Source organism: Streptomyces sp. NPDC090022, assembly GCF_044748145.1.
In the GTDB taxonomy this organism is placed as follows: domain Bacteria; phylum Actinomycetota; class Actinomycetes; order Streptomycetales; family Streptomycetaceae; genus Streptomyces.
Map to the genome: position 1 here is coordinate 26,777 of NZ_JBIVFN010000013.1, position 21,381 is coordinate 48,157.

At 71.1% G+C, this 21,381-nt stretch carries 18 protein-coding genes; 13 read left to right on the forward strand and 5 right to left on the reverse strand.

Annotation, left to right across the window (positions count from 1 at the left end; genetic code table 11):
• Positions 1–142: 142 nt before the first annotated feature.
• Entirely contained in the window at positions 143–502 is a 360-nt protein-coding gene (locus tag ACIPXB_RS22400; protein WP_401452548.1) for a DUF3817 domain-containing protein, read from the forward strand.
• The gene (locus ACIPXB_RS22405; RefSeq protein ID WP_401452550.1) at positions 499–795 is read left to right on the forward strand and encodes an MTH1187 family thiamine-binding protein; all 297 of its coding nucleotides are present in this window, start codon (positions 499–501) and stop codon (positions 793–795) included. Before ACIPXB_RS22400 ends, ACIPXB_RS22405 begins: the two co-directional genes overlap by 4 nt.
• Positions 796–860: 65 nt before the next feature.
• Here the strand turns inward: ACIPXB_RS22405 and ACIPXB_RS22410 are convergent, their stop codons facing one another.
• Both ACIPXB_RS22410 and ACIPXB_RS22415 read right to left on the reverse strand, forming a co-directional pair.
• Positions 861–1,943, reverse strand: a complete 1,083-nt coding sequence (locus tag ACIPXB_RS22410; RefSeq protein WP_401452551.1) for a glycoside hydrolase family 6 protein — start codon at positions 1,941–1,943, stop codon at positions 861–863.
• A gap of 30 nt (positions 1,944–1,973) precedes the next feature.
• Complete coding sequence (locus ACIPXB_RS22415; RefSeq protein WP_401452553.1) at positions 1,974–2,990, reverse strand: DUF5937 family protein; 1,017 nt, start codon at positions 2,988–2,990, stop codon at positions 1,974–1,976.
• Positions 2,991–3,161: 171 nt separating this feature from the next.
• Between ACIPXB_RS22415 and ACIPXB_RS22420 the strand changes: the two genes are divergently transcribed.
• The 4 genes from ACIPXB_RS22420 to ACIPXB_RS22435 all read left to right on the forward strand — a co-directional run bounded on the left by ACIPXB_RS22420 (position 3,162) and on the right by ACIPXB_RS22435 (position 7,119).
• Positions 3,162–4,427, forward strand: a complete 1,266-nt coding sequence (locus ACIPXB_RS22420; protein ID WP_401452555.1) for an MFS transporter — start codon at positions 3,162–3,164, stop codon at positions 4,425–4,427.
• Positions 4,428–4,448: 21 nt separating this feature from the next.
• A complete protein-coding gene (locus ACIPXB_RS22425) occupies positions 4,449–4,958 on the forward strand; it encodes a MarR family winged helix-turn-helix transcriptional regulator (RefSeq protein ID WP_401452557.1) in 510 nt (169 codons plus the stop codon).
• 43 nt (positions 4,959–5,001) lie between these two features.
• Positions 5,002–5,331 (forward strand): DUF3817 domain-containing protein, encoded by a 330-nt coding sequence (locus ACIPXB_RS22430; RefSeq protein WP_401452559.1) that lies wholly within the window; start codon positions 5,002–5,004, stop codon positions 5,329–5,331.
• An 87-nt stretch (positions 5,332–5,418) separates the two neighbouring features.
• Positions 5,419–7,119 (forward strand): methylmalonyl-CoA mutase, encoded by a 1,701-nt coding sequence (locus ACIPXB_RS22435; RefSeq protein ID WP_401452561.1) that lies wholly within the window; start codon positions 5,419–5,421, stop codon positions 7,117–7,119.
• Between the two features lie 94 nt (positions 7,120–7,213).
• On the opposite strand, the gene ACIPXB_RS22440 is transcribed toward ACIPXB_RS22435, so the two are convergent.
• Positions 7,214–7,861 carry a TetR/AcrR family transcriptional regulator gene (locus ACIPXB_RS22440; RefSeq protein ID WP_401452563.1) on the reverse strand — a complete coding sequence of 216 codons (648 nt, stop codon included), beginning with the start codon at positions 7,859–7,861 and terminating at the stop codon, positions 7,214–7,216.
• Positions 7,862–8,089: 228 nt separating this feature from the next.
• Here ACIPXB_RS22440 and ACIPXB_RS22445 point away from each other — a divergent pair, with 228 nt between their 5' ends.
• The 7 genes from ACIPXB_RS22445 to ACIPXB_RS22475 all read left to right on the forward strand — a co-directional run bounded on the left by ACIPXB_RS22445 (position 8,090) and on the right by ACIPXB_RS22475 (position 18,567).
• The gene (locus ACIPXB_RS22445; RefSeq protein WP_401452565.1) at positions 8,090–9,064 is read left to right on the forward strand and encodes a tetratricopeptide repeat protein; all 975 of its coding nucleotides are present in this window, start codon (positions 8,090–8,092) and stop codon (positions 9,062–9,064) included.
• 606 nt (positions 9,065–9,670) lie between these two features.
• On the forward strand, positions 9,671–10,312 hold the full coding sequence (locus ACIPXB_RS22450) for a DUF6230 family protein (protein WP_401452567.1): 642 nt from the start codon (positions 9,671–9,673) through the stop codon (positions 10,310–10,312).
• A 109-nt stretch (positions 10,313–10,421) separates the two neighbouring features.
• On the forward strand, positions 10,422–10,958 hold the full coding sequence (locus ACIPXB_RS22455; protein ID WP_401452569.1) for a DUF6114 domain-containing protein: 537 nt from the start codon (positions 10,422–10,424) through the stop codon (positions 10,956–10,958).
• Positions 10,948–12,285, forward strand: a complete 1,338-nt coding sequence (locus ACIPXB_RS22460; RefSeq protein WP_401452571.1) for a hypothetical protein — start codon at positions 10,948–10,950, stop codon at positions 12,283–12,285. The genes ACIPXB_RS22455 and ACIPXB_RS22460 overlap by 11 nt, the downstream gene beginning before the upstream one ends.
• A 251-nt stretch (positions 12,286–12,536) precedes the next feature.
• On the forward strand, positions 12,537–13,424 hold the full coding sequence (locus ACIPXB_RS22465; RefSeq protein ID WP_401452573.1) for an FG-GAP repeat domain-containing protein: 888 nt from the start codon (positions 12,537–12,539) through the stop codon (positions 13,422–13,424).
• A 20-nt stretch (positions 13,425–13,444) separates the two neighbouring features.
• Complete coding sequence (locus ACIPXB_RS22470) at positions 13,445–17,908, forward strand: polymorphic toxin-type HINT domain-containing protein (RefSeq protein WP_401452575.1); 4,464 nt, start codon at positions 13,445–13,447, stop codon at positions 17,906–17,908.
• Between the two features lie 2 nt (positions 17,909–17,910).
• A complete protein-coding gene (locus ACIPXB_RS22475; RefSeq protein WP_401452577.1) occupies positions 17,911–18,567 on the forward strand; it encodes a hypothetical protein in 657 nt (218 codons plus the stop codon).
• Between the two features lie 86 nt (positions 18,568–18,653).
• Here the strand turns inward: ACIPXB_RS22475 and pyk are convergent, their stop codons facing one another.
• Positions 18,654–20,084, reverse strand: coding sequence for a pyruvate kinase (gene pyk, locus ACIPXB_RS22480; protein ID WP_401452579.1), 1,431 nt, complete (start codon positions 20,082–20,084; stop codon positions 18,654–18,656).
• Between the two features lie 61 nt (positions 20,085–20,145).
• A complete protein-coding gene (locus ACIPXB_RS22485) occupies positions 20,146–21,345 on the reverse strand; it encodes an acetate kinase (RefSeq protein WP_401452581.1) in 1,200 nt (399 codons plus the stop codon).
• Between the last annotated feature and the right edge of the window lie 36 nt (positions 21,346–21,381).

Below are 21,381 nucleotides of genomic sequence, written 5' to 3' on the forward strand. Positions count from 1 at the left end.
ATATCCGGCGCGATCACCACGCGTCGGAGCCGGTGGGCGGGAGCGGGTCCGGGCGCCCGGGCCGGGCCGGGCCCCCGGTCAAGATCCAGCAAAAGGGCTGAGACACTGGAACCGACCCAGGCCGCCCTCCCGAAGGTTCCCCGTGGACATCAAGACCGCTTCCGCCCTGCACCGGCTGCGCCTCATCTCCGTACCCGAGGCACTGTCGTTCCCGGCCCTGCTGATCTTCGGCTCGCTGCTGAGCCGGGTCTCCGACATCGACTTCCTGATGATGCCGCTCGGCATCATCCACGGCATCCTGTTCGTCCTCTACGCGCTCTTCCTGCTGGACGTGTGGAACCGCGCCAAGTGGCCGGTGAAGAAGGTCGCCCTCTTCTTCGTCCTCGCCCTCATCCCCTTCGGCGGGCTCTACGGCGACAAGCTGCTCAAGCGCGACGAGGCCGACAGCGTGATCGCGGCCCGCGCCCGCGACGCCGCCGGCAGGGAAGGCGCCACCGCGTGATCATCGCCTTCTCCGTGACCCCGCTGGGCGTCGGCGAGGAGGTCGGCGAGTACGTCGCCGACGCCGTCCGCGTCGTCCGCGAGTCCGGCCTGCCCCACCGCACCGACGCCATGTTCACTTCCATCGAGGGTGACTGGGACGAGGTCATGGACGTGGTCAAGCGCGCCGTCGCCGCCGTCGAGGAGCGGGCGCCCCGGGTCTCCGTCGTCATGAAGGCCGACATCCGCCCCGGCGTGACGGGCGGCCTCGACTCCAAGGTCGAGACGGTCGAACGGCACCTGGCCGGCGGCTGACCACCTCCCGCGCGGGCGTGGCCGCCGGCTGAACCCGTCCCGGGCGGGTACGGCCGGCGCCGCCGTCAGCGGGCGCGCCGGGCCAGGCCCAGCGCGTAGTCCGGCCACCACGCACCCTCCGGCGGGCCGCCCCGGCAGGCGCCGTCCGACTCCCCGGGCCGCTTGACCCACAGGTACGCGTCGACCAGCGGGTCGCCCGTCCGGTCGGTCGGCGCCGGGCCCAGCGAGCGCCCGGGCGGGTTGCACCACGCCGTGGGGCCCTCGCCGGGCGGCGGCCCGTCACCGGCCCGGCCGGTGTCGATCACGAAGTGCTCGCCGCCCGTCCGCTCGGAGATCCGCGCGCCGTACGCCCGGGCGGCCGTGACGGACCCGAACCCCGCGACGTTCACCGCGAAGCCGTCCGCCCGCGCCAGGCCCGCCTTCAGCAACGGCCGCGCGAGCCGGCCGGCGTCGGGCACCGAGGCCGGTCCGCCCGCGTCCAGGTACACCCGGGTGTGGCGCTGTTTCTTGAGCCGGTCGACGGCCTGCGACAGCAGCCGGTAGCGCTCCTCGTGGCGCGCTTCCTCGGTGCAGCCGTCCACCAGGTGCACCACCGCGTCCGGCTCCAGGACGACGACCGCCTTCGTGTCACCGATGGCGGCGGCGAAGGCGTCGAGCCACGTCCGGTACGCCTGTGCGTGCGCGGCGCCACCGGCCGCCCGCGGGCCGCAGGCGCGGTACGGCAGGTGGTGCGCCGTCAGCACCAGCGTCCGCCCGGCCGCCCGGGCCTCACCCGCCGCCCGCCTGATCTCCCGGCCCGGGTCGCGGGGCGCGGCCCACAGGGCCATCGGCTGCTCGGAGATCCGGCGCAGCACCTGGGCGTCACCGCTGCGCCCCCGGGCGTCCCACGCGGCCACCTGACGGGCGGCGGCGCTGCGGGGGTCGACCCAGAAGGGGGAGGCGTCGGTGTCGGTGTCCGTGTTCGCGTCCGTGTCGGTGCCCGCGTCGGCCGACGGCGCGGCCGCGGCCGGTCCGGCAGGCGGACCGGGGGCGGGAGGGGCGGGGCGTCCGGGGGACGGCGAACAGGCGGCGGTCAGGGCCGCCAGCAGCAGGGCCAGGAGCGGGGCGAGGGGCGCGAGGCGCCCACGAGCGGGGTCCGGCACCCCCATATCCTGACATAGGGGACAGGTGACGGAGCCTCACGACACCACGGGGGCACCAGCTCCCGGGGTGGCTCCGGCCGCCAGGGCGATGCCGAGCGGCGTGCGCTCGTACAGCACCTGGTGACCCCGGCGGTGCGGCTGGAGCAGACCGGCCCCGTGCAGGGCCTTCAGGTGCGCGGACACCGTGGAGGGCGCGAGCCGCAGCCGGTGGGCGAGGGCGGTGGTGGACGCCGGCTCGTGCAGCGCGCACAGGACGTCGGCCCGTGCGCGGCCCAGCAGCCGCGCCAGCGCGTCGGGGGTCCGCTCGGCCGTCCGCGACCACAGTGCGCCGATCCCGCGCGCGGGGTAGACGACGGTCGGCTGCCAGGGCGGGTCGAAGCCGCCGGCGACGTTGGGCCAGATGAAGGCGCTGGGCATCAGGAGCAGGCCCTGACCGCCGAGTTCGCGGTCGTGGTGGGAGCGGCGGTCGAGGGTGAGGGTGTTCGTCGGGCCGTGCCAGCGCACGTCGGGGTGCAGGCCGTCGAACAGCTCCTCCAGGCCGCCGTCCGCCAGCCGGCGCGAGTGGAAGAGGATGTCCGCCTCCAGCAGGGCCCGCAGGCGAGGCCAATGGGGCTCGATGAGGCCGTACCAGGCCCGGGCCATCAGGTCGGCGATGGTCTCCACGGCCCGGGCGGGATCGGCGAGGAAGCGGCGGCCGGTGGGGGTGTCCAGCGCGCCGGGCGTCGAGGCGAGGGCCTTGCGGAGGTCTTCGCGGGCCAGGGCGGGGTCGGTGGCGCGGACCCGGTCCAGCTCGTCCTCGAAGGCGGTGGTGGGGCCGAGCGGGGGAGGGCTGAGCAGATCGGGGCTGTGGCCGCTCCGGGGCATCAGCAGCCACAGGGGCGAGAGGTCGAGCTGGTCGGCGGCCGCCCGGATCCGGCGCAGCCACGGCAGGTGGTAGGCCTGCCGATGGGGCCGCAGCAGGGTGCGGACGGCCTCCTGGGTCTCCCAGAGCGGCGAGATGGCGAACCGGCACCGCAGCAGGTCGGCGGGGGTGAAGCGGTGGTGGAGCGGCATGGTCCTCGAAGGGGAGTCGTCCCCCCGGCGTCGGGTCCGAGGGGTACCGGGGTCGTCCCGTCGCTCTCACTGTCCCCGCGCGCCGGGCCGGGGACAAGGGGCCCTGCGCCCCGACATTCGGCCACCGCCGAATCTCTCGGTCCCGCGCACGCCACGCCCCACGCTCGGGACATGCCTTCCCCGTCCCCCTCCCCTTCCCCTTCCCCCGGGTACCGGTCCGTCTTCCGCGTCCGCGAGTTCCGGGCCGTCTTCGCCGCCCATCTGCTCAGCGTGCTCGGCGTCGTCGTCGCCGAGATCTCGCTCACCGTCCTCGTCTACCGGCTCACCGGCTCGCCCCTCATGAGTGCGCTGACCTTCGCGCTCGGGTTCCTGCCCTACGTGATCGGCGGCACCCTGCTCGCCCCCGTGGCCGACCGGTACCCGGCCCGCCGGGTGCTCGTGATCTGCGACCTCGTGTGCGCCGGCTGCGCCGCCGCGATGGTGGTGCCCGGGACGCCCGTCGCCGTACTGCTCGCGCTGCGGTGCGCGATGGCCGTCGTCGCACCCCTCTTCCAGGGCACCCGCAACGCCTCGCTCGCCGACATCCTCGGGCCCGGCGACGCCTTCGTCCTCGGCCGCTCGCTGCTGCGCATGGTCGCCCAGAGCGCGCAGCTCGTCGGCTTCGGCCTGGGCGGCCTGCTGCTCGCCGTCGTCGCCCCGCGCGCCGCCATCGCCCTGACCGCCGCCGGCCTCGTCGGCTCCGCCCTGCTGCTGCGGTTCGGTACCCGGGCCCGCCCCGCCCGCGCCGGCCGGGCCGCCCGTACCTCTCCGCTCGCCGGGGTGCGCGCCGTCCTGGGCGAGCGCCGTACCCGGGCGCTGACCCTGATGTTCTGGGTGCCCTCGTTCTTCGTCGTGGTGCCCGAGGCCCTCATGGCCCCGTACGTCGACGGGCTGGGCGCGGGCACCGTCGCGCTCGGGCTGGCCATGTGCGCGCTGCCCGTCGGGACGATCGCGGGCGAGCTGTGGGCCGGCTCCCGGCTCAGCGCCCGGACCCGCTCCCGCATCGTCGTGCCGCTGGCGGCCGTGGGCCTGCTGCCGCTGCTCGGCTACCTCGCGCGGCCGGGCGTACCGGTCCTGCTCGCCGTCCTGGTGCTGGCGGGGCTGGCCCACGCGTACACCCTCGGCCTCGACCAGTGGTACGTCGAGACGGTCCCCGAGGAGGCGCGCGGCCGGGCCATGACCCTGCTGAGCACCGGGCTGATGACCCTTCAGGGGGCCGGGATGGCACTGGCCGGCCTGGCCGCCGAGTTCCTGCCGCTGCACGTGGTCGTGGCCGGGGCGGGCGCCCTCGGTACGGTCTGCGTCCTGTGGCTCCTCGGTGAGCTGCGCGCCACCGCTCCCGGGGCCGCGCCCGCGCCGGTGCGATCGAAGGATGAGACGGGCCTGACCACCAAATGACCGGCCGGTAAGGTCTGAGGCGTGCCCAAGCCGCTCAGCCTTCCCTTCGACCCCATCGCCCGCGCCGACGAACTCTGGCAGCAGCGCTGGGGTCCCGTGCCGTCGATGGCCGCCATCACCTCGATCATGCGGGCGCACCAGATCCTCCTCGCCGAGGTGGACGCCGTCGTCAAGCCGTACGGCCTGACCTTCGCGCGCTATGAGGCGCTGGTGCTGCTGACCTTCTCCAAGGCCGGCGAGCTGCCCATGTCGAAGATCGGCGAGCGCCTGATGGTCCACCCGACCTCCGTGACGAACACGGTGGACCGCCTGGTGAAGTCCGGCCTGGTGGCCAAGCGACCCAATCCCAACGACGGGCGCGGCACCCTCGCCTCGATCACCGACAAGGGCCGCGAGGTGGTGGAGGCGGCGACCCGGGAGCTGATGGCGATGGAGTTCGGGCTGGGCGTGTACGACGCGGAGGAGTGCGCGGAGATCTTCGCGATGCTGCGGCCGCTGCGCGTGGCCGCCGAGGACTTCGACGAGAAGTAGCCCCCGTCAAGATCGAGCAAAACGGACGGCTACGCTCAAGGGCATGAAACGCAGCGTGCTGACCCGGTACCGGGTGATGGCCTTCGCCACCGCCGTCATGCTCCTCGTGCTGTGCACGTGCATGGTCTTCAAGTACGGCTTCGACAAGGGTGCCGACCTGACGTTCGTGGTCTCCCAGGTCCACGGCGTCCTGTTCATGATCTACCTGGTGTTCGCCTTCGACCTGAGCTCCAAGGCCAGGTGGCCGTTCGGGAAGATGCTCTGGGTCATGCTGTCGGGCACCATTCCGCTGGCCGCCTTCTTCGTCGAGCGCACGGTCCGCTCCGAGGTCGAGCCGCTGATCACGGACCGTCTGGCGACCGCCGACGCGTAGTCCGTCCAGGCTCTACGGCCCACCCCGGGGAGGACTCCCCGGGGTGGGCCATCGACATTTACTAGGACGTCCTAGTAAATTCGAAGCATGGACGCTGACGCCATCGAGGAGGGCCGCCGCCGCTGGCAGGCCCGCTATGACAGGGCTCGCAAGCGCGACGCCGACTTCACCACGCTCTCCGGCGATGCCGTCGATCCGGTCTACGGGCCCCGGCCCGGCGACACGTACGAGGGCTTCGAGCGGATCGGCTGGCCGGGGGAGTACCCGTACACCCGCGGCCTGCACGCCACCGGCTACCGCGGCCGGACCTGGACCATCCGGCAGTTCGCCGGGTTCGGCAACGCCGAGCAGACCAACGAGCGCTACAAGATGATCCTGGCCGCCGGCGGGGGCGGGCTCTCCGTCGCCTTCGACATGCCGACCCTCATGGGCCGGGACTCCGACGACCCGCGCTCGCTCGGCGAGGTCGGGCACTGCGGTGTCGCCATCGACTCCGCCGCCGACATGGAGGTCCTGTTCAAGGACATCCCGCTCGGCGACGTCACCACCTCCATGACCATCTCCGGGCCCGCCGTGCCCGCCTTCTGCATGTACCTGGTCGCCGCCGAGCGCCAGGGGGTCGACCCGGCCGTGCTCAACGGCACGCTCCAGACCGACATCTTCAAGGAGTACATCGCGCAGAAGGAGTGGCTCTTCGAGCCCGAGCCGCACCTGCGCCTCATCGGCGACCTCATGGAGTACTGCGCGAAGGGCATCCCGGCCTACAAGCCGCTGTCCGTCTCCGGCTACCACATCCGCGAGGCCGGGGCCACGGCCGCGCAGGAGCTCGCCTACACCCTCGCCGACGGCTTCGGGTACGTGGAGCTCGGGCTCTCCCGCGGCCTGGACGTGGACCACTTCGCCTCCGGTCTGTCCTTCTTCTTCGACGCGCACGTCGACTTCTTCGAGGAGATCGCCAAGTTCCGCGCCGCCCGCCGGATCTGGGCGCGCTGGATGAAGGAGGTCTACGGGGCGCAGAACGAGAAGTCCCTGTGGCTGCGCTTCCACACGCAGACCGCCGGTGTCTCGCTGACCGCGCAGCAGCCGTACAACAACGTCGTGCGCACCGCCGTGGAGGCGCTGGCCGCCGTGCTCGGCGGGACCAACTCGCTGCACACCAACGCCCTCGACGAGACCCTCGCCCTGCCCAGCGAGCAGGCCGCCGAGATCGCCCTGCGCACCCAGCAGGTGCTCATGGAGGAGACCGGGGTGGCCAACGTGGCCGACCCGCTGGGCGGCTCCTGGTACGTCGAGCAGCTCACGGACCGCATCGAGGCCGACGCCGAGAAGATCTTCGACCAGATCAAGGAGCGCGGCCTGCGCGCCCACCCGGACGGCAGGCACCCGATCGGGCCGATCACCTCGGGCATCCTGCGCGGTATCGAGGACGGCTGGTTCACCGGCGAGATCGCCGAGTCGGCCTTCCAGTACCAGCGGGCGCTGGAGAAGGGCGACAAGCGGGTCGTCGGGGTCAACGTGCACCACGGCTCGGTCACCGGCGACCTGGAGATCCTGCGGGTCAGCCACGAGGTGGAGTGGGAGCAGGTCCGCCTGCTGGGCGCGCGCAAGGAGCGGCGGGACGACGCGAAGGTGAAGGCCTCGCTCGACGCCATGCTGGCCGCCGCGCGCGACGGCTCGAACATGATCCCGGCCATGCTGGACGCCGTACGGGCCGAGGCGACCCTGGGCGAGATCTGCAACGTGCTGCGCGAGGAGTGGGGCACCTACACCGAGCCGCCGGGCTTCTGACCGGGCTTCCGGCCGGGCCGCAGCGGTTCCTGCCCGCCGGTCGTGGCGCCACTCACTGTGGCGCCGCGGCCGGCTTTTTCCGGTTCCGCGCGGGTCAGCCGGTTCCCGCGGCGCCCTGGAGGCCGTGCATCAGCAGGGCCGTGAAGGTGGCCACCCACAGCTCGTCCACCGGTTCGGAGCTGACCAGGGCGCGGTGGACCACGGTGCCGGCGATCACGTCGAAGATCAGGTCCGTGGTGCGCCCGGCGAGCGCGGTGTCCTCCTCGTAGGGGAGTTCACCGCGGGCCTGGGCGCGTTCGCGGCCCATGACGACCAGGCGCTTCTGCCGGTCCACGATCGCCGACCGGATCCGGTCGCGCAGGGCGTCGTCGCGGGTGGACTCGGCGACGACCGCCATCAGGGCGGTACGGGCCTCCGGCCGCCGCAGCAGCGCGGCGAACTGCAGGACGACGTACTCGATGTCGGCTTCCAGCGAGCCGCGGTCGGGGAGCTCGAGGGTGTCGAAGAGTTCCGCGACGGCGTCCACGACCAGCTCGTTCTTGCCCGCCCAGCGCCGGTACAGGGTGGTCTTCGCGACCCCGGCCCGCGCCGAGACGTCCCCCATCGTCAGCTTGGACCAGCCCAGCTCGCACAGTGCGTCCCGGGTCGCCCCGAGGATCGCGGCGTCCGCCTCGGCGCTGCGGGGCCGGCCGGTCCGCCCCCCGGAAACGGAACCTGTTGTTCCGGAACGTGGGTGTCGCATGGCCGAGACCATACCGGTCGGTAGGGGAACCGTTCCGGCCCCTGACGCTGTGTCTCAGATCACGGGGCGCCGGACGCCCGGGAGAGTTACGCTACGGCTCGTAGCGTAAGAGCGACAACCACGCCCAGCTACCGGCGCCAGGTGGGGACCCGGCGCCCCGTTCATTCCGGGCGGTTCATTTCAGGCGATCTTTTTCGTCGGCGCGCGCACACGGGGGAGGATGTACGCATGCAGCCCAGAAACATGTCCATGAGCGGCGTCGTCGACCTCGCCGCGGTGAAGGCGGCCGGCGAGGCCAAGGCCAAGGCCGAGCAGGCGCGCGCCGAGGCCGCCCGGCGCGGTGGCGGCGGCGCCGTACCGCCGTCGGCGCTCGTCTTCGACGTAGACGAGGCCGGCTTCGAGCGCGACGTGCTCCAGCGCTCCACCGAGGTCGCGGTGGTGATCGACTTCCGTTCGGAGCGTTCCGAGGCCTCCCAGCAGCTCGGCGCGCTCCTGGAGCGGCTCGCCGCCGAGGCGGCCGGCCGCTTCGTGCTGGCCCGGGTCGACGTGGACGCCAGCCAGATGCTCGTGCAGCAGTTCGGCATCCAGGGCATCCCGGCGGTCTTCGCCGTCGTCGCCGGCCAGGCACTGCCCCTGTTCCAGGGCGCGGCGCCCGAACCGCAGGTCCGCGAGACCCTCGCCCAGCTGATCCAGGTCGCCGAGGAGCGCTTCGGGCTCACCGGCATCACCGTCGACCCCGCCGCCGAGGGGGGTGCGCCGGGCGAGCCGGCGGCCCCGCAGGCCGGCCCGTACGACGCGCTGCTGGAGGCGGCGATGTCCGCGCTCGACGCCGGTGACCTGGGTGGCGCCGTCCAGGCGTACAAGAACGTGCTCGCCGAGGACCCGGGTCACCCGGAGGCCAAGCTGGGGCTCGCGCAGGCCGAACTGCTGCGCCGCGTGCAGGGCATGAACCCGCAGGAGGTGCGGGCCGCGGCCGCCGCCGACCCCAAGGACCCGGCCGCCCAGATCGCCGCCGCGGACCTGGACCTGGTCGGCGGTCACGTCGAGGACGCCTTCGGGCGGCTGGTGGACACCGTCCGCGTCACCGTCGGCGAGGAGCGGGACGCCGTGCGCGTGCGGCTGCTGGAGCTGTTCGACGTCATCGGGGCGGACGACCCCCGGGTCACGGCGGCCCGTACCGCACTCGCGCGGGTGCTCTTCTAGGCCGCGGCTTGCCGGTGCCGGCCCGGCCCCCGTGAGGGCCTCCGGCACCCGGCGATTTGTTGACACGGAGACAAACAGCGGCCGCACTTTGCCAAAACTTGGCAATCGCGGCCGCTGTTACTCGCAGTAAATCGAACCCCTGGATCTGCCCGGTTCCTCCGCGATTCAGGGCATCTGTCGTGGCCCTCGGTGGCACCCAGCGTCGCGGGTGGACCGCGTGGGGTCGCACCCCGGTTATCCAGCCGTTACCCGCCAGTAACGAACCCCCTTGTGCCCCGGCCGTGAATGGACCACGATCGGCCACGCTCGGTCCGTCCCGCAGAGCCGCTCACCCGGAGCCGCGGAGACGGGTCCCCACCGGGCCGGCCGGTGGCAGTGGCACCGGCCGAGGGACAGGGGGGTCCTTGCCGTACCCGGCAGGGCCTGTCCTCCAGGCTGCGCGGACGCGTGGCCCAGTGGTTGTCGCTCGGGGGTGATCGCCGGTGTACCTGACGCGGATCCGCGGCACGGCGCGCCTGCGCTCCTTCCCGAGGACGTAGCACTTCTCCCATCCCAGGAACGGGCAGGGCCCGGACCGGAGATGTACGTCCGAGAAGGAGGAACAACATGAATTCCCAGGTTCGTGGCGGGACCAGATGGAAGCGCTTCGCGCTCGTCATGGTCCCGAGCATCGCGGCCACCGCCGCGGTCGGTGTGGGTCTGGCGCAGGGCGCTCTCGCGGCGTCCTTCAGCGTCTCCGGTCAGGACTTCAAGGTGCGCGCCGACGAACTCGTCGGCAAGGACCTGATCCAGTACGGCGGCATCGCCGAGGGCCACAGCCTCAAGGGTGACCCCCAGCACCACCCGGTCACCATCTCCGGCTTCCGCGAGGCCAAGATCACCAACATGTGCCAGTCGCTGGTCACCCCGGTGCCCGGCCTCGGCAACATCACCCTGAAGCTGCAGACGGGCCACCTGGGCCGTCCGGCGATCGCCCAGAACATCTACCTGGACGTCGCCGAGCTGGACGCGGACGCCAAGTTCACGGATCTCGACATCGGTGTCGCGGTGGGCGACAAGAGCAACCCCACCAAGCCGCAGCCGGGCACGGTCTCCAGCCCGTTCGCGTTCTCGCAGCGGGCCAAGGAGGCGACGCTGACGAACGTGCGCCAGAAGGCCTGGGCGACGACGGCGGGTACCTTCACGCTGCCCGACCTGAAGCTGCGTCTGCTCAGCGGCGACCAGCCGTGCTACGAGGACGAGAAGTAGTCCGTCCTCGTGTTGCTTGACCGGACGGGCGGGCGGCACTGTCGTCCCGTCCGCCCGTCCGGGCGCGACACCGAAGTCTTCGTACCACCGTTTCAGGGAGCTGTTGTCCATGAACCCCCAGGCCCCGGTCAACGCCGCTGACGACCACTGGCTCACCGTGGCGTACTACCACTTCCACACCTGGACGGGCAAGCGGCCCTTCTGGGCCGGGCTGTTCACCATGCTGGCCGGCGCGCCGATCATCTACTTCCCGTTCGGCGACACCCGGCTGGCGAACGTCTCGGTGACGCTGGCCACCACCACCGGCTCCGGCTCGCTGATCATCGGGATCCTGCTCATCACCCTGGGCCTCACGCTCTGGTTCCAGCAGGGGGTACGGGTCTTCGCCGGCGTCGCCGCGATCCTGCTCGGCCTGGTCTCCCTGCCGCTGTCCAACCTCGGCGGCTGGTTCCTGGGCCTGATCTTCGCGCTGGTCGGCGGCAGCCTCGCCCTGGCCTGGGCACCGGGTGTGCCCGAAGCGGCATCCGAGCCCGACGTACAGCCCCTCGCGACCACCGCGGCCGTTCCCGCACCGCGGGAGACGGAGACCGGCTACGCGACAGAGAAGACTGCCCACGCCGACGGCGGGAGGAACAGTGCGGGGTGACGAGACGCAGCGGGCCGCGGCCCCTGACGGAGAGTCCCGTGAGAAGAGGGGCCCGCGCCACGCGGCGCCCAGGAAGTCGCTGCTGACGAAGTTCCAGATACCCGTCGGCAGGACGATGGCGCTGGCCGCGATGCCGACGGCGGTGTTCGTCGGGATGGGCATGGCCCCCAAGCTGGCCGTCGCCGACGACAAGGAGATCCCGTTCGCGCCGGGACCGTGTGTGACGCGGTCCGACGAGCCCACCCAGTCGGCGTCGCCCTCGCCGTCCGCGTCGGCGTCGGCGTCCCCGACGAAGACGCCGGACGCGAAGCCGTCGCCGGGTGCCTCGCCCGGCGCGTCGAACACGCCGAAGCCCGGCGCGTCCCCGTCGGCCACGGCGCCCGGCGGCAAGCCGACCGGGCCGTCGGCCGCCGCGAAGCAGGGCACCCCGACGGCCGCTCCGTCCACGACCCCCTCCCCGACGAAGACCCCGAACCCGCTGGACCCGCTGGGTGTCGGCGACAAGATCAAGGACTTCTTCGACGATCTCGGCAAGCCGAAGGACGCGAAGGCTCCGGCCACCCCGGCGCCGACGTCCACCGCGACCCCGCCGGCCAAGCCGGCGACGCCCGCGGACCCGGCCAAGCCGGCGGCCAAGGACCCGGCGGCCGAAGCCATCCGCGAGGCGGCGAAGAAGGCGGGCGTCGAGGTCGAGGAGCTGTCCGAGGACGTCAAGGACACCGCCAAGAACCCGAAGGACGAGACGGGCACGAAGGACGACAAGGACGACAAGGACGACAAGGACGACGACGACAAGGACGACGAGGCGGACAAGGACAAGGCCGTCGACGGCAAGCAGCCGTTCCCGTGCCCGACCCTGGACGCCCAGGCCCTCGCCGACGCCCAGCTCGAACCCGGCATCCCGCTCCTGCCGGACGAGCCCTGGTACCTCGACAGCTCCCTGCTGACCCTCTACGGCCTCGACTACGAGGGCATCGTCGAGGTGAAGACGGGCAGCGGCAAGACCAAGAAGGTCCTGAAGTTCACGGCGGACTCGCTCGACATCAAGGACCTCTACCAGACGGTCGGCAAGGGCTCGAACATCGCCCACCTGAAGTCGCGCCCGGGCTCCACGTCCAAGATCCGCGGCGGCACGGTGACGATGTACACCGAGTCGCTCAAGGGCAACCTCTTCGGGATCATCCCGATCGAGTTCAGCCCGACCAGCCCGCCGCCCCTGAACGTCCCCTTCGCGTTCTTCACGGACGTCAAGGTCGTCCAGGCCGGCCAGTTCGGCGGCACGCTCACCGTCCCGGGCCTGAAGAACTACATCGGCCCGCCGGAATAGCCGCGTCATCCCAGGCTGTCCGGCTGTTCCGGGCAGCGGCCCGTCCCTCGGCCCGGGGGGCGGGCTGTCTGCTTTTTGATGGCCAATTTCTTTGCTCTTCACGGGAGTTACTCATTCGAGTAGCGTGACATCGCCGCTGTCGAATGCGGTGCGTCGGCTGTCTCAGGGGGGATTCCGAGCTCTTCGGTGTGCCTGTGGCACGCCCGTCGCTCGTGACTCCCGTGAGGAACCACAACTCGATGCTGCAATCCATGAGCCGCCCGGTGCGCCGGGTGGTGATCTGCGCGATCGGCCTGGTACTGGCCGCCGTCGCGGTGGGGGTGTCCGGCGTGGCGCCGCCCCTCTGGCCGGGCGGAGCCGCCAACGCCGGCTCCACCGCGGCCCAGCCCCTGGGACCGGCCCTGAAGACGTTCCCGCTCTTCGCGCGCCACGCCAGTACCGGCAAGCTGCGGGCGTACGAGGCGAACGGAACGGGCGGCCTGAAGTCCGCCTATGAGCTCGGCGGGGGCTTCGGCGAGGCGACCGCGCTCGTCCAGGCCAATGTCTCCGAGGGCGGCAGGGCCAACGACCTCTACCACCGTTCGGCCGGAACGCTCTACTACACCGCCGAGCACGGCAATGACACCAAGGTCATCGGCAGCGGCTGGGACATCTACGACACGATCGTCTCCGTCGGGAACATGGGCGGATCGGCTGAACCGGACCTGATGGGCCGGGACGGCTCCGGCAACCTCTGGCTCTACCAGGCCAAGCCCGACGGCACCCTCGCCGCCCGCATCAGGGTCGGCATCGGGTGGAACGGCATGACGCTGGTGGGGCGCGGCGACTACACGGGAGACGGCAAGGCCGATCTCCTCGCCCGCTTCGGTGACGGATCGCTCGTCATCTACGCCGGTACGGGCGCGGCGACAGTGGACGCCGTGGTCGGCACCCGGTACGCCGCGGGCACCGGCTGGGGGGCGTACAAGACGCTCGCCTCCGCCGGCGATACCGACGGCGACGGGAAGACCGACCTGATCGCCGCCGATGCCGTAGGCGCGCTGTGGCTGTTCAAAGGCACCGGCAATGCCGCCGCCCCCTTCGCGCCGCGGGTGCAGATCGGCACCTCGGGCTGGGCCGCCTTCGATGTCCTCTTCTGAGCAGAACGGCTGATACGGGTATGCGCAAGAACGCACAGCCGTCCAGACGCCGTCATTCCGGCACCTGGACGCGACTCCTGACCACCACGGCCCTGGCGACCGCCGCGGCCGTCACTTTCGCCGGCAGCGGGGTGCAGCCCCTCGACGGCGCACGCTCGGCCGCCACCGCCGCGGATCCGGCCCCCTACAACCTGGATGCGGCCCAGAAGGTCCGCGAGGCCCAGTGCCTGCTCGGCAACGTGCTCCGCAAGGGCGGCGCGGAGATGAAAGCCGTCGCCCGTGCGGGACTGAGAGGCACCGAGTCCGAGCTGCTCGCCGCCGCGGCGCGCAACTACTGGGACGCAACGCCGCTGTCGGCGGCGTACGAGAAGGATCACGCCGCCACCTTCGCCAAGTTCGCCGAGATGGACGACCGCAACAAGGCCTGGCAGACCAGTCTGACCATGTGGGACATCCCGCCGGGCTATACGAACGCGGACTTCCAGTGGCCCCCGAACGACCCGACGATCTTCATGGCAACGGGCTACACACGCTGGATCGCGGACCAGTTCTGGACGGGCGAGGGCGACTTCTACACCGATCCGCACCCCTTGGCCGGCAAGGAGTCGGTCGACGCGGCAACCAAGATCGCGCAGGCCCGCTACTACCCGGAAGTCCACGAGACCTACGAGGAGCGCAAGGCGTGGGAAATGGGCATGGTGGGGTCCACCCCCATGTACGCCGACGACGCCCGCATTTTCCTGCAGAACGGCGGTTTCCCCACCAAGGCCCCGGACCCGGACTCGATGGAGTTCCGGATCGATGTGGAGCAGCTGAAGGCGCGCTTCGCCTCCTGCGCCACGCGCAACCCGCTTGACCCGCGCAAGGTACTGACGGCCGAGGTGGCCATCGCCTCGCAGGAGTGGCAGGCCGAGATCGCGGGCCAGAACACCCAGCGGGACATCATCCTCGGTGCCGAGCAGGCCGCTTCCAAGGACCTTCAGATCGCCGCGCAGGCCATGGCCGAGGCGCTGGGCCAGTCCATGATCGCGAGCAGGCTCACCGACTGGGAGGCACACTTCCTCAAGGTTCCGGCAGGCAGTGGACGGCCGCCGGCGAGCGAGTTCGCCAAGGCCCGCACGGGGATCGAGCAGGCTCAGGCCCGCGCGACCGGGCGGCTCTACGTGGCTTCTCGCGCGGCCCAGGACGCCCAGGCGCAGGCCGACAAGGTGACGGCCGCGCAGAACGCCGCGTACACCATCGCCGACCAGGAGGGCCTTCCCCGCGGCCGTGGTCTGCTCTACGGCCAGCAGGCGGCACAGATCACCAAGGCGTCGGCGGCCGCCACGCAGGCGGCGGCCAAGGCCACCGAGACCGCGCTGAACGCGACGCGAGCCTCGGCGGCCGACAGCAAGACCCTGAACTCGCTGGCCGTGACGCAGGCGCACGCCTCGAAGGCGGAGTTCCGCCGCAAGGCCGCCGAAGAGGCAGCCGCGCAGGCGAAGTCCGCGGCGGAGGGTTCCGCGGCGCAGGCCGTGAAGGCCGCGGAGAACGCCTCGAAGGCGAAGGCCGCGCAGGTCAAGGCGGAGAACGCCGAAAAGGAGGCGAAGACAGCAGCGGAGGACGCGAAGGCCAAGCGGGAGAAGGCCGAGGCGGAGCGCGACTACGCCAAGGCCCAGAAGGAACTCGCCGAATCGGAGCGGGCGAAGGCCACGGCGGCGGAGGCCCGGGCCCAGAACCAGCGGACCGAGGCAGGCAGGCAGCTGTCCGCGGCGCAGACAGCGGGAACCACCGCCGAGAACAAGATGAAGGAGGCGGTCGACGCCGAGAAGAAGGCCGTCACGGCTCGGAACAAGGCGGTCGACGCGGAACAGCACCGCGACGCCCTGGACGCCAAGGCGTACGCCAAGGAGTCCAAGGCCGCCGCGGACGAGGGTACGGCCGCGGCCGAGGGGTCCCGCGCCGCGGCCACCACCGCCCGCACGGCAGCCGACAACGCGGCCACGGCGGCCACGGCGGCACGGGCCGAGGCGAACGCCGCGACCGAGGCCGCGACCAACGCGAGAGCGGCGGCGACCCGTGCCCAGGGGGCAGCCAAGCGTGCTCAGGCGGCGGCGGACGCGGCCAAGAGGGACGTCGCGGTCACCGAAGCCGCGGTGAAGAACGCGCACGCGGCGGCAGCCGATGCCATCGACGCCTCGGACACGGCCAAGTGGAACGCGATCACCGCGAAGTCGCAGGCGGAGACGGCACGGCAGAAGGCCGAGAAGGCCAAGACGGATGCCGCGGTGGCCCGCAGCGAAGCGGTCGCGGCCGGAGCCGAATCCATTCGAACGGCCGGATTCGCCTTCGCTACGGCGCAGGCTGCCGTGGCCGCCAGTGATTCGGCGCTGCAGGTGGTCAAGCCGGCCAACGACGCCATCGAGCTCGGTTCTCCGTACAAGGAGACCGATTCCTCCGCGGGTCTGGCCGTGCTGACCGGCCAGGCCGCCAAGACGGCGGCCGAGCAGCAGGCGGCCCTGGCCCAGGCCAAGGCGGACCAGGCTGCCAAGGCGGCGGCCGAGGCGAAGAAGCTCGCCGAGCAGGCGGACGCGGACTCGAAGGTGGCAGCGCAGGCCGCACTGCAAGCAGCCGAATGGGCTGCCAAGGCGGCCAAATCGGCGCAGGCCGCGCAGAACTCGGCCGGCCAGGCGGCAGCGGCGGCGAAGGCCGCGAAGACATCCGAGACCAGGACGGTCGAGTACAACCGGCAGGCCACGGCGGACGCCACAGCGGCTCAGACCGCGGCCACCACAGCCGGCACCTACGCGTCCGCCGCGGACTCGGCCGCCACGGACGCGGAGCGCGACGCCTCCTCGGCACGTAAGGCGGCCACGGCGGCGGAGACCGACGCGGCGACTGCGAACACGGTCGCAACCAAGGCCGAGAACGACGCCACCACGGCGGAGGCGGCGGCGAGCCGCGCTCAGGAGGCGGCGAAGGAGGCCCAGGACGCCGCGACCCGCGCGGAGAACCAGCAGAACCGCCAGACGATCACCACGGGCGGTGCGACCGGACAGGGAGGCGTGTTCACGCGCCCGACGATCGAGCCCATCGGGGATCCGGAGCCGCAGAACCAATGCGTCCTGGAGATCGGGTTCCACGGCTGCACGGTCAAGTTCAAGATGACCTACAAGCTCAAGGTCGACTACTTCCTGTGCACGGACCCCGCTGCTCCCGAGACGGTGACCGAGGCCAACTGCCCAGCTGATTACGTGGTCTGGGCGGGGGATCTGGACCTGGGCGTGCAGGAGCAGTTCAAGGACCACTACTTCAGCAAGCTAGAGATCGCCTTGATCGTCGACAAGGCCTTCCTGAAGATGTTCTGGCAGATGCTCACACAGGACTTTTTCGACTGCGTCAAGCACAGGAAGCTGGAGGCCTGCGTGTCGGCCGGCATCGACCTGGCCATGACTGCAGCCAGCGCGCGCGTAGAGCTGATGTTCAAGGCGGTCCAGGCCTACTACGCGGTGATGAGGACCGGCCTCAACCTGGACGAGGCCAGGCTGCTCGCACAGCAGGCCGACATGGACCCCTCGGTGGCCGCCGCACTGGAGCGTGAGGCGGACGTGGCGATTGACGCGCTCACCAGCTGTGAGAGGAACAGTTTTCGCGCCACCACTCTCGTGCTGATGGCGGACGGTACGCACAAGCCCATCGGCCAGATCCGCGAGAACGACCTCGTCATGGCGGGCGGTCCGGTGACCGGAACCGTCCGGCCCCAGCGGGTGACGGACACCTTTCAGCATGATGCCAACCGTCTGCTGAGCGTCGAGGTCGCTGGCACCAGCACTCTGAGCACCACACCTGGGCACAAATTCTTCGTCGTCGGACGCGGCTGGACCGTGGCCGCCGACCTGCGAACGGGCGATCAGCTGCGGGAACCAGACGGCTCGGCACGTATGGTCACTGCGATGAGCGAGGTTGGTATGCCCGGTCCGCTCAGGGTTCACGACATCACGGTCGATGGACTCCACAGTTTCTTCGTGCGTACGGCGGGTGCCCGTCCGCGGGATGTTCTGGTCCACAATTGCCTGAATCTCTCGCTGCATGAGGGAGACCGTGGGGCTCATACCATCAGGGACCACGTGAAGCCCACGCCCCAGCAGGCGATAGAAAAGGCGAAAATTGACCTCCGGGACCACCCGCAAACTAGCCGGGGCGAGACTTCGCTGTGGACGGATCTCGACACTGCGCAGAGATCTGTGGACGCGGCGTTCAAGAAGTGGCACTCCTCCGCAGCGCACAAGAAGCAACTGCAGAAGTGGATGCAGGATACCCCGGTGCATTCAGAAAGCCCCGCCCATCACCTGCCGGTCACGGTACAGCTCGACACTCCCGGCTCGCTGGGCAAGATCTATAAGGCCGATGGTGGCGTGCGTAACGCGGGGAACACGGTGACCATCGTATTTAAGAGATCTGCACACAAGGGGTACATGGTCTACACCGCCTACCCGGTGGACTGATAATGAGAGACGATCGGAAGCAGTTCTACATCGACTTCGGTCTGAGCGGCCTTGCCAGGATGATCGATGCCGGATGGCCTGCGGGTACGACCGTGATGGATGTCGTGGCGGCCGTCGCGGACTGGGGTGGCGGGGCCTACGCGCCGACTCTCCTTGAGGATGCACTGCGCGTGCTGGAGTCCGGTCTGTCCCCGAGGGAGGTGGACATCCTATGGTGCGCGGCGTCGAAGCGTTCCTACCGGCCCGAGTTCTTCGGCATTGATGGGAGGGCGTGGCTGCGGCAGGTGGCGGACGTCTGTGCGGAGCGGATCCGGCAGGACGACCCTTCCTTCAAGGTCGCCCCCGTGGGAAGCGCCCCGGCGGCATCCTTCGCGGACGACGTGCTGGCTGAGGTTGAGTCCATCGCCGACGCGCTGCGCCGTGTTGAAGAGCACCCGCACTACATGGTCCCGGACGTCGTGCGCACGCTGGGGAGGACGGTGACGGACGTCGATCCGGATCTGGGGTTCAGGATGCTCTTGAGAGTTCTGAAGGCGTACCAGATCACGGTCGGCGAAGCACGCCTCGCGCGCTACCAGACCCTCGGCGAGCGGCTCGGCTACGACGAGTGCGTCGTCGAGGACGGGGGGATGGCCATAGGGCAGGAACCGGTGGACTGACGCCGCCCAGTGATACACCCGAGGGCGGCACCCCGACGCGGTCGGGGTGCCGCCCTCGCTGCTGTGCGGCAGGTGGTGCGGGGGCGTCAGTCGCGGTCGCCGCCGCCGAGGTGGTGGACGCGGACCATGTTGGTCGTGCCCGGGACGCCGGGGGGCGAGCCGGCGGTGATGACCATGATGTCGTTGTCGTTGTACCGGCCGAGCTTCAGCAGCTCGCCGTCCACCAGGTCGACCATCGCGTCGGTGGTGTCCACGTGCGGGACGATGTACGATTCCACGCCCCAGCTCAGCGTGAGCTGGTTGCGGGTGTTGTGGTCGGTGGTGAAGGCCAGGATCGGCTGGATCGCGCGGTAGCGCGAGAGCCGGCGGGCGGTGTCGCCGGACTGGGTGAAGGCGATGAGCGCCTTGCCGCCCAGGAAGTCGGCGATCTCGCAGGCCGCACGCGCGACGGAACCGCCCTGGGTGCGCGGCTTCTTGCCCGGGACCAGCGGCTGCAGGCCCTTGGAGAGCAGTTCCTCCTCGGCCGCGGTGACGATCTTCGACATCGTCTTCACGGTCTCGATCGGGTACGCGCCCACCGAGGACTCGGCCGACAGCATGACCGCGTCCGCGCCGTCCAGGATGGCGTTGGCGACGTCGGAGGCCTCGGCGCGGGTCGGCCGGGAGTTGGTGATCATCGACTCCATCATCTGGGTCGCGACGATCACCGGCTTGGCGTTGCGGCGGCACATCTCGATGAGCCGCTTCTGGACCATCGGGACCTTCTCGAGCGGGTACTCGACGGCCAGGTCGCCGCGGGCCACCATGACCGCGTCGAACGCGTCGACCACGGCCGCCATGTTCTCCACGGCCTGCGGCTTCTCCACCTTGGCGATGACGGGGACCCGGCGGCCCTCCTCGTCCATGACCTTGTGGACGTCCTTGACGTCGTTGGCGTCGCGGACGAAGGACAGCGCGACCATGTCGCAGCCCATGCGGAGCGCGAAGCGGAGGTCGTCGACGTCCTTCTCGGACAGGGCCGGGACGTTCACCGCCGCGCCGGGCAGGTTGATGCCCTTGTGGTCGGAGATGACACCGCCCTCGACGACGACCGTCTTGACCCGGGTGCCGTCGACCGCGACGACCCGCAGCTCGACGTTGCCGTCGTTGATCAGGACCGGGTCGCCCACGGCGACGTCGCCCGGCAGGCCCTTGTAGGTGGTGCCGCAGATGGACTTGTCGCCCGGGACGTCCTCGACGGTGATGGTGAACTCGTCACCGCGCACCAGCTCGACCGGACCCTCGGCGAAGGTCTCCAGGCGGATCTTCGGCCCCTGGAGGTCGGCGAGGACGCCGACCGCGCGGCCGGTCTCCTCGCTGGCCTGGCGGACGCGGTCGTACCGCTCCTGGTGTTCTGCCTGGGATCCGTGGCTGAAGTTGAATCGGGCCACGTTCATACCGGCCTCGATGAGAGCTTTCAGCTGCTCGAGCGAGTCGACGGCGGGGCCCAGCGTGCAGACGATTTTGGAACGGCGCATGGACGGATCCTATCGGTTTGTTTCGTAGCGGAATATTCCGTCTGGTGGAAAGTCCAAGTGACTACTGAGTAACGAGCTCGTAGGCCTGGGTGGCGATCTCCAGCTCCTCGTCCGTCGGGATCACGGCCACCGCCACCCGCGCGTACTCCGCCGAGATCAGCCGCGGCCGCGACGAGCGCTCCGCGTTCGCCTCCAGGTCGAGCGCGAGACCGAGCTCCTCCAGGCCCGCCACCGCAGCCTCCCGCACCGCGGCCGCGTTCTCCCCCACCCCGGCGGTGAACACCACCGCGTCCACCCGGCCGAGCACCGCCGCGTACGCGCCGATGTACTTCTTCAGCCGGTGGACGTACGTCGCGAAGGCGTTCCGCGCCGCCTCGTCGCCCTTGCCCGCCCGGCGCAGCACCTCGCGCATGTCGTTGTCGCCGCACAGCCCCAGCAGACCGCTCTTCTTGTTCAGCAGCGAGTCGATCTCGTCCACCGACATGCCGCCCACCCGCGCCAGGTGGAAGACGACCGCCGGGTCCAGGTCGCCCGAGCGGGTGCCCATGACCAGGCCCTCCAGCGGGGTCAGGCCCATCGAGGTGTCCACGCAGACCCCGCCGCGCACCGCCGAGGCCGACGCGCCGTTGCCCAGGTGCAGCACGATCACGTTGACGTCCTCGGGCGCCTTGTCCAGCAGCCCGGCGGCCGCCCGGGAGACGTACGCGTGCGAGGTGCCGTGGAAGCCGTACCGCCGGATGGCGTACCGGGCGGCGGTCTCCGCGTCGATCGCGTACTGGGCGGCGTAGTCCGGGATCGTCGCGTGGAAGGCGGTGTCGAAGACCGCCACCTGTGGCAGGTCCGCGCGCAGCGCGCGGGCCACCTCGATCCCGGTGATGTTCGCCGGGTTGTGCAGCGGCGCCAGCGGCACCAGCGCGCGGATCTCGGCGAGCACCTCGTCGTCGATCACGGTCGGCCGGGTGAAACGGGTCCCGCCGTGCACCACCCGGTGGCCCACCGCCGCCAGTTCGGGGGAGTCCAGGCCCATGCCGTCGGCGGCCAGCTCCGCCGCGACCGCCTTCAGCGCCGCGTCGTGGTCCGCGATCGGGCCGAGCTGCTCGCGCTTCGCGCCGCCCGCCGGCTCGTGCACCAGCCGGGAGCTCTCCTCCCCGATCCGCTCCACCAGTCCGGCGGCCGGCCGGGAACCGTCGGCCATGTCGAGCAGCTGGTACTTCAGGGACGAGGAGCCGGAGTTGAGGACGAGTACGCGCGATGCGGTCACGGCGGTCACGATCAGGGTCTTTCCTTCGCTGGCGGT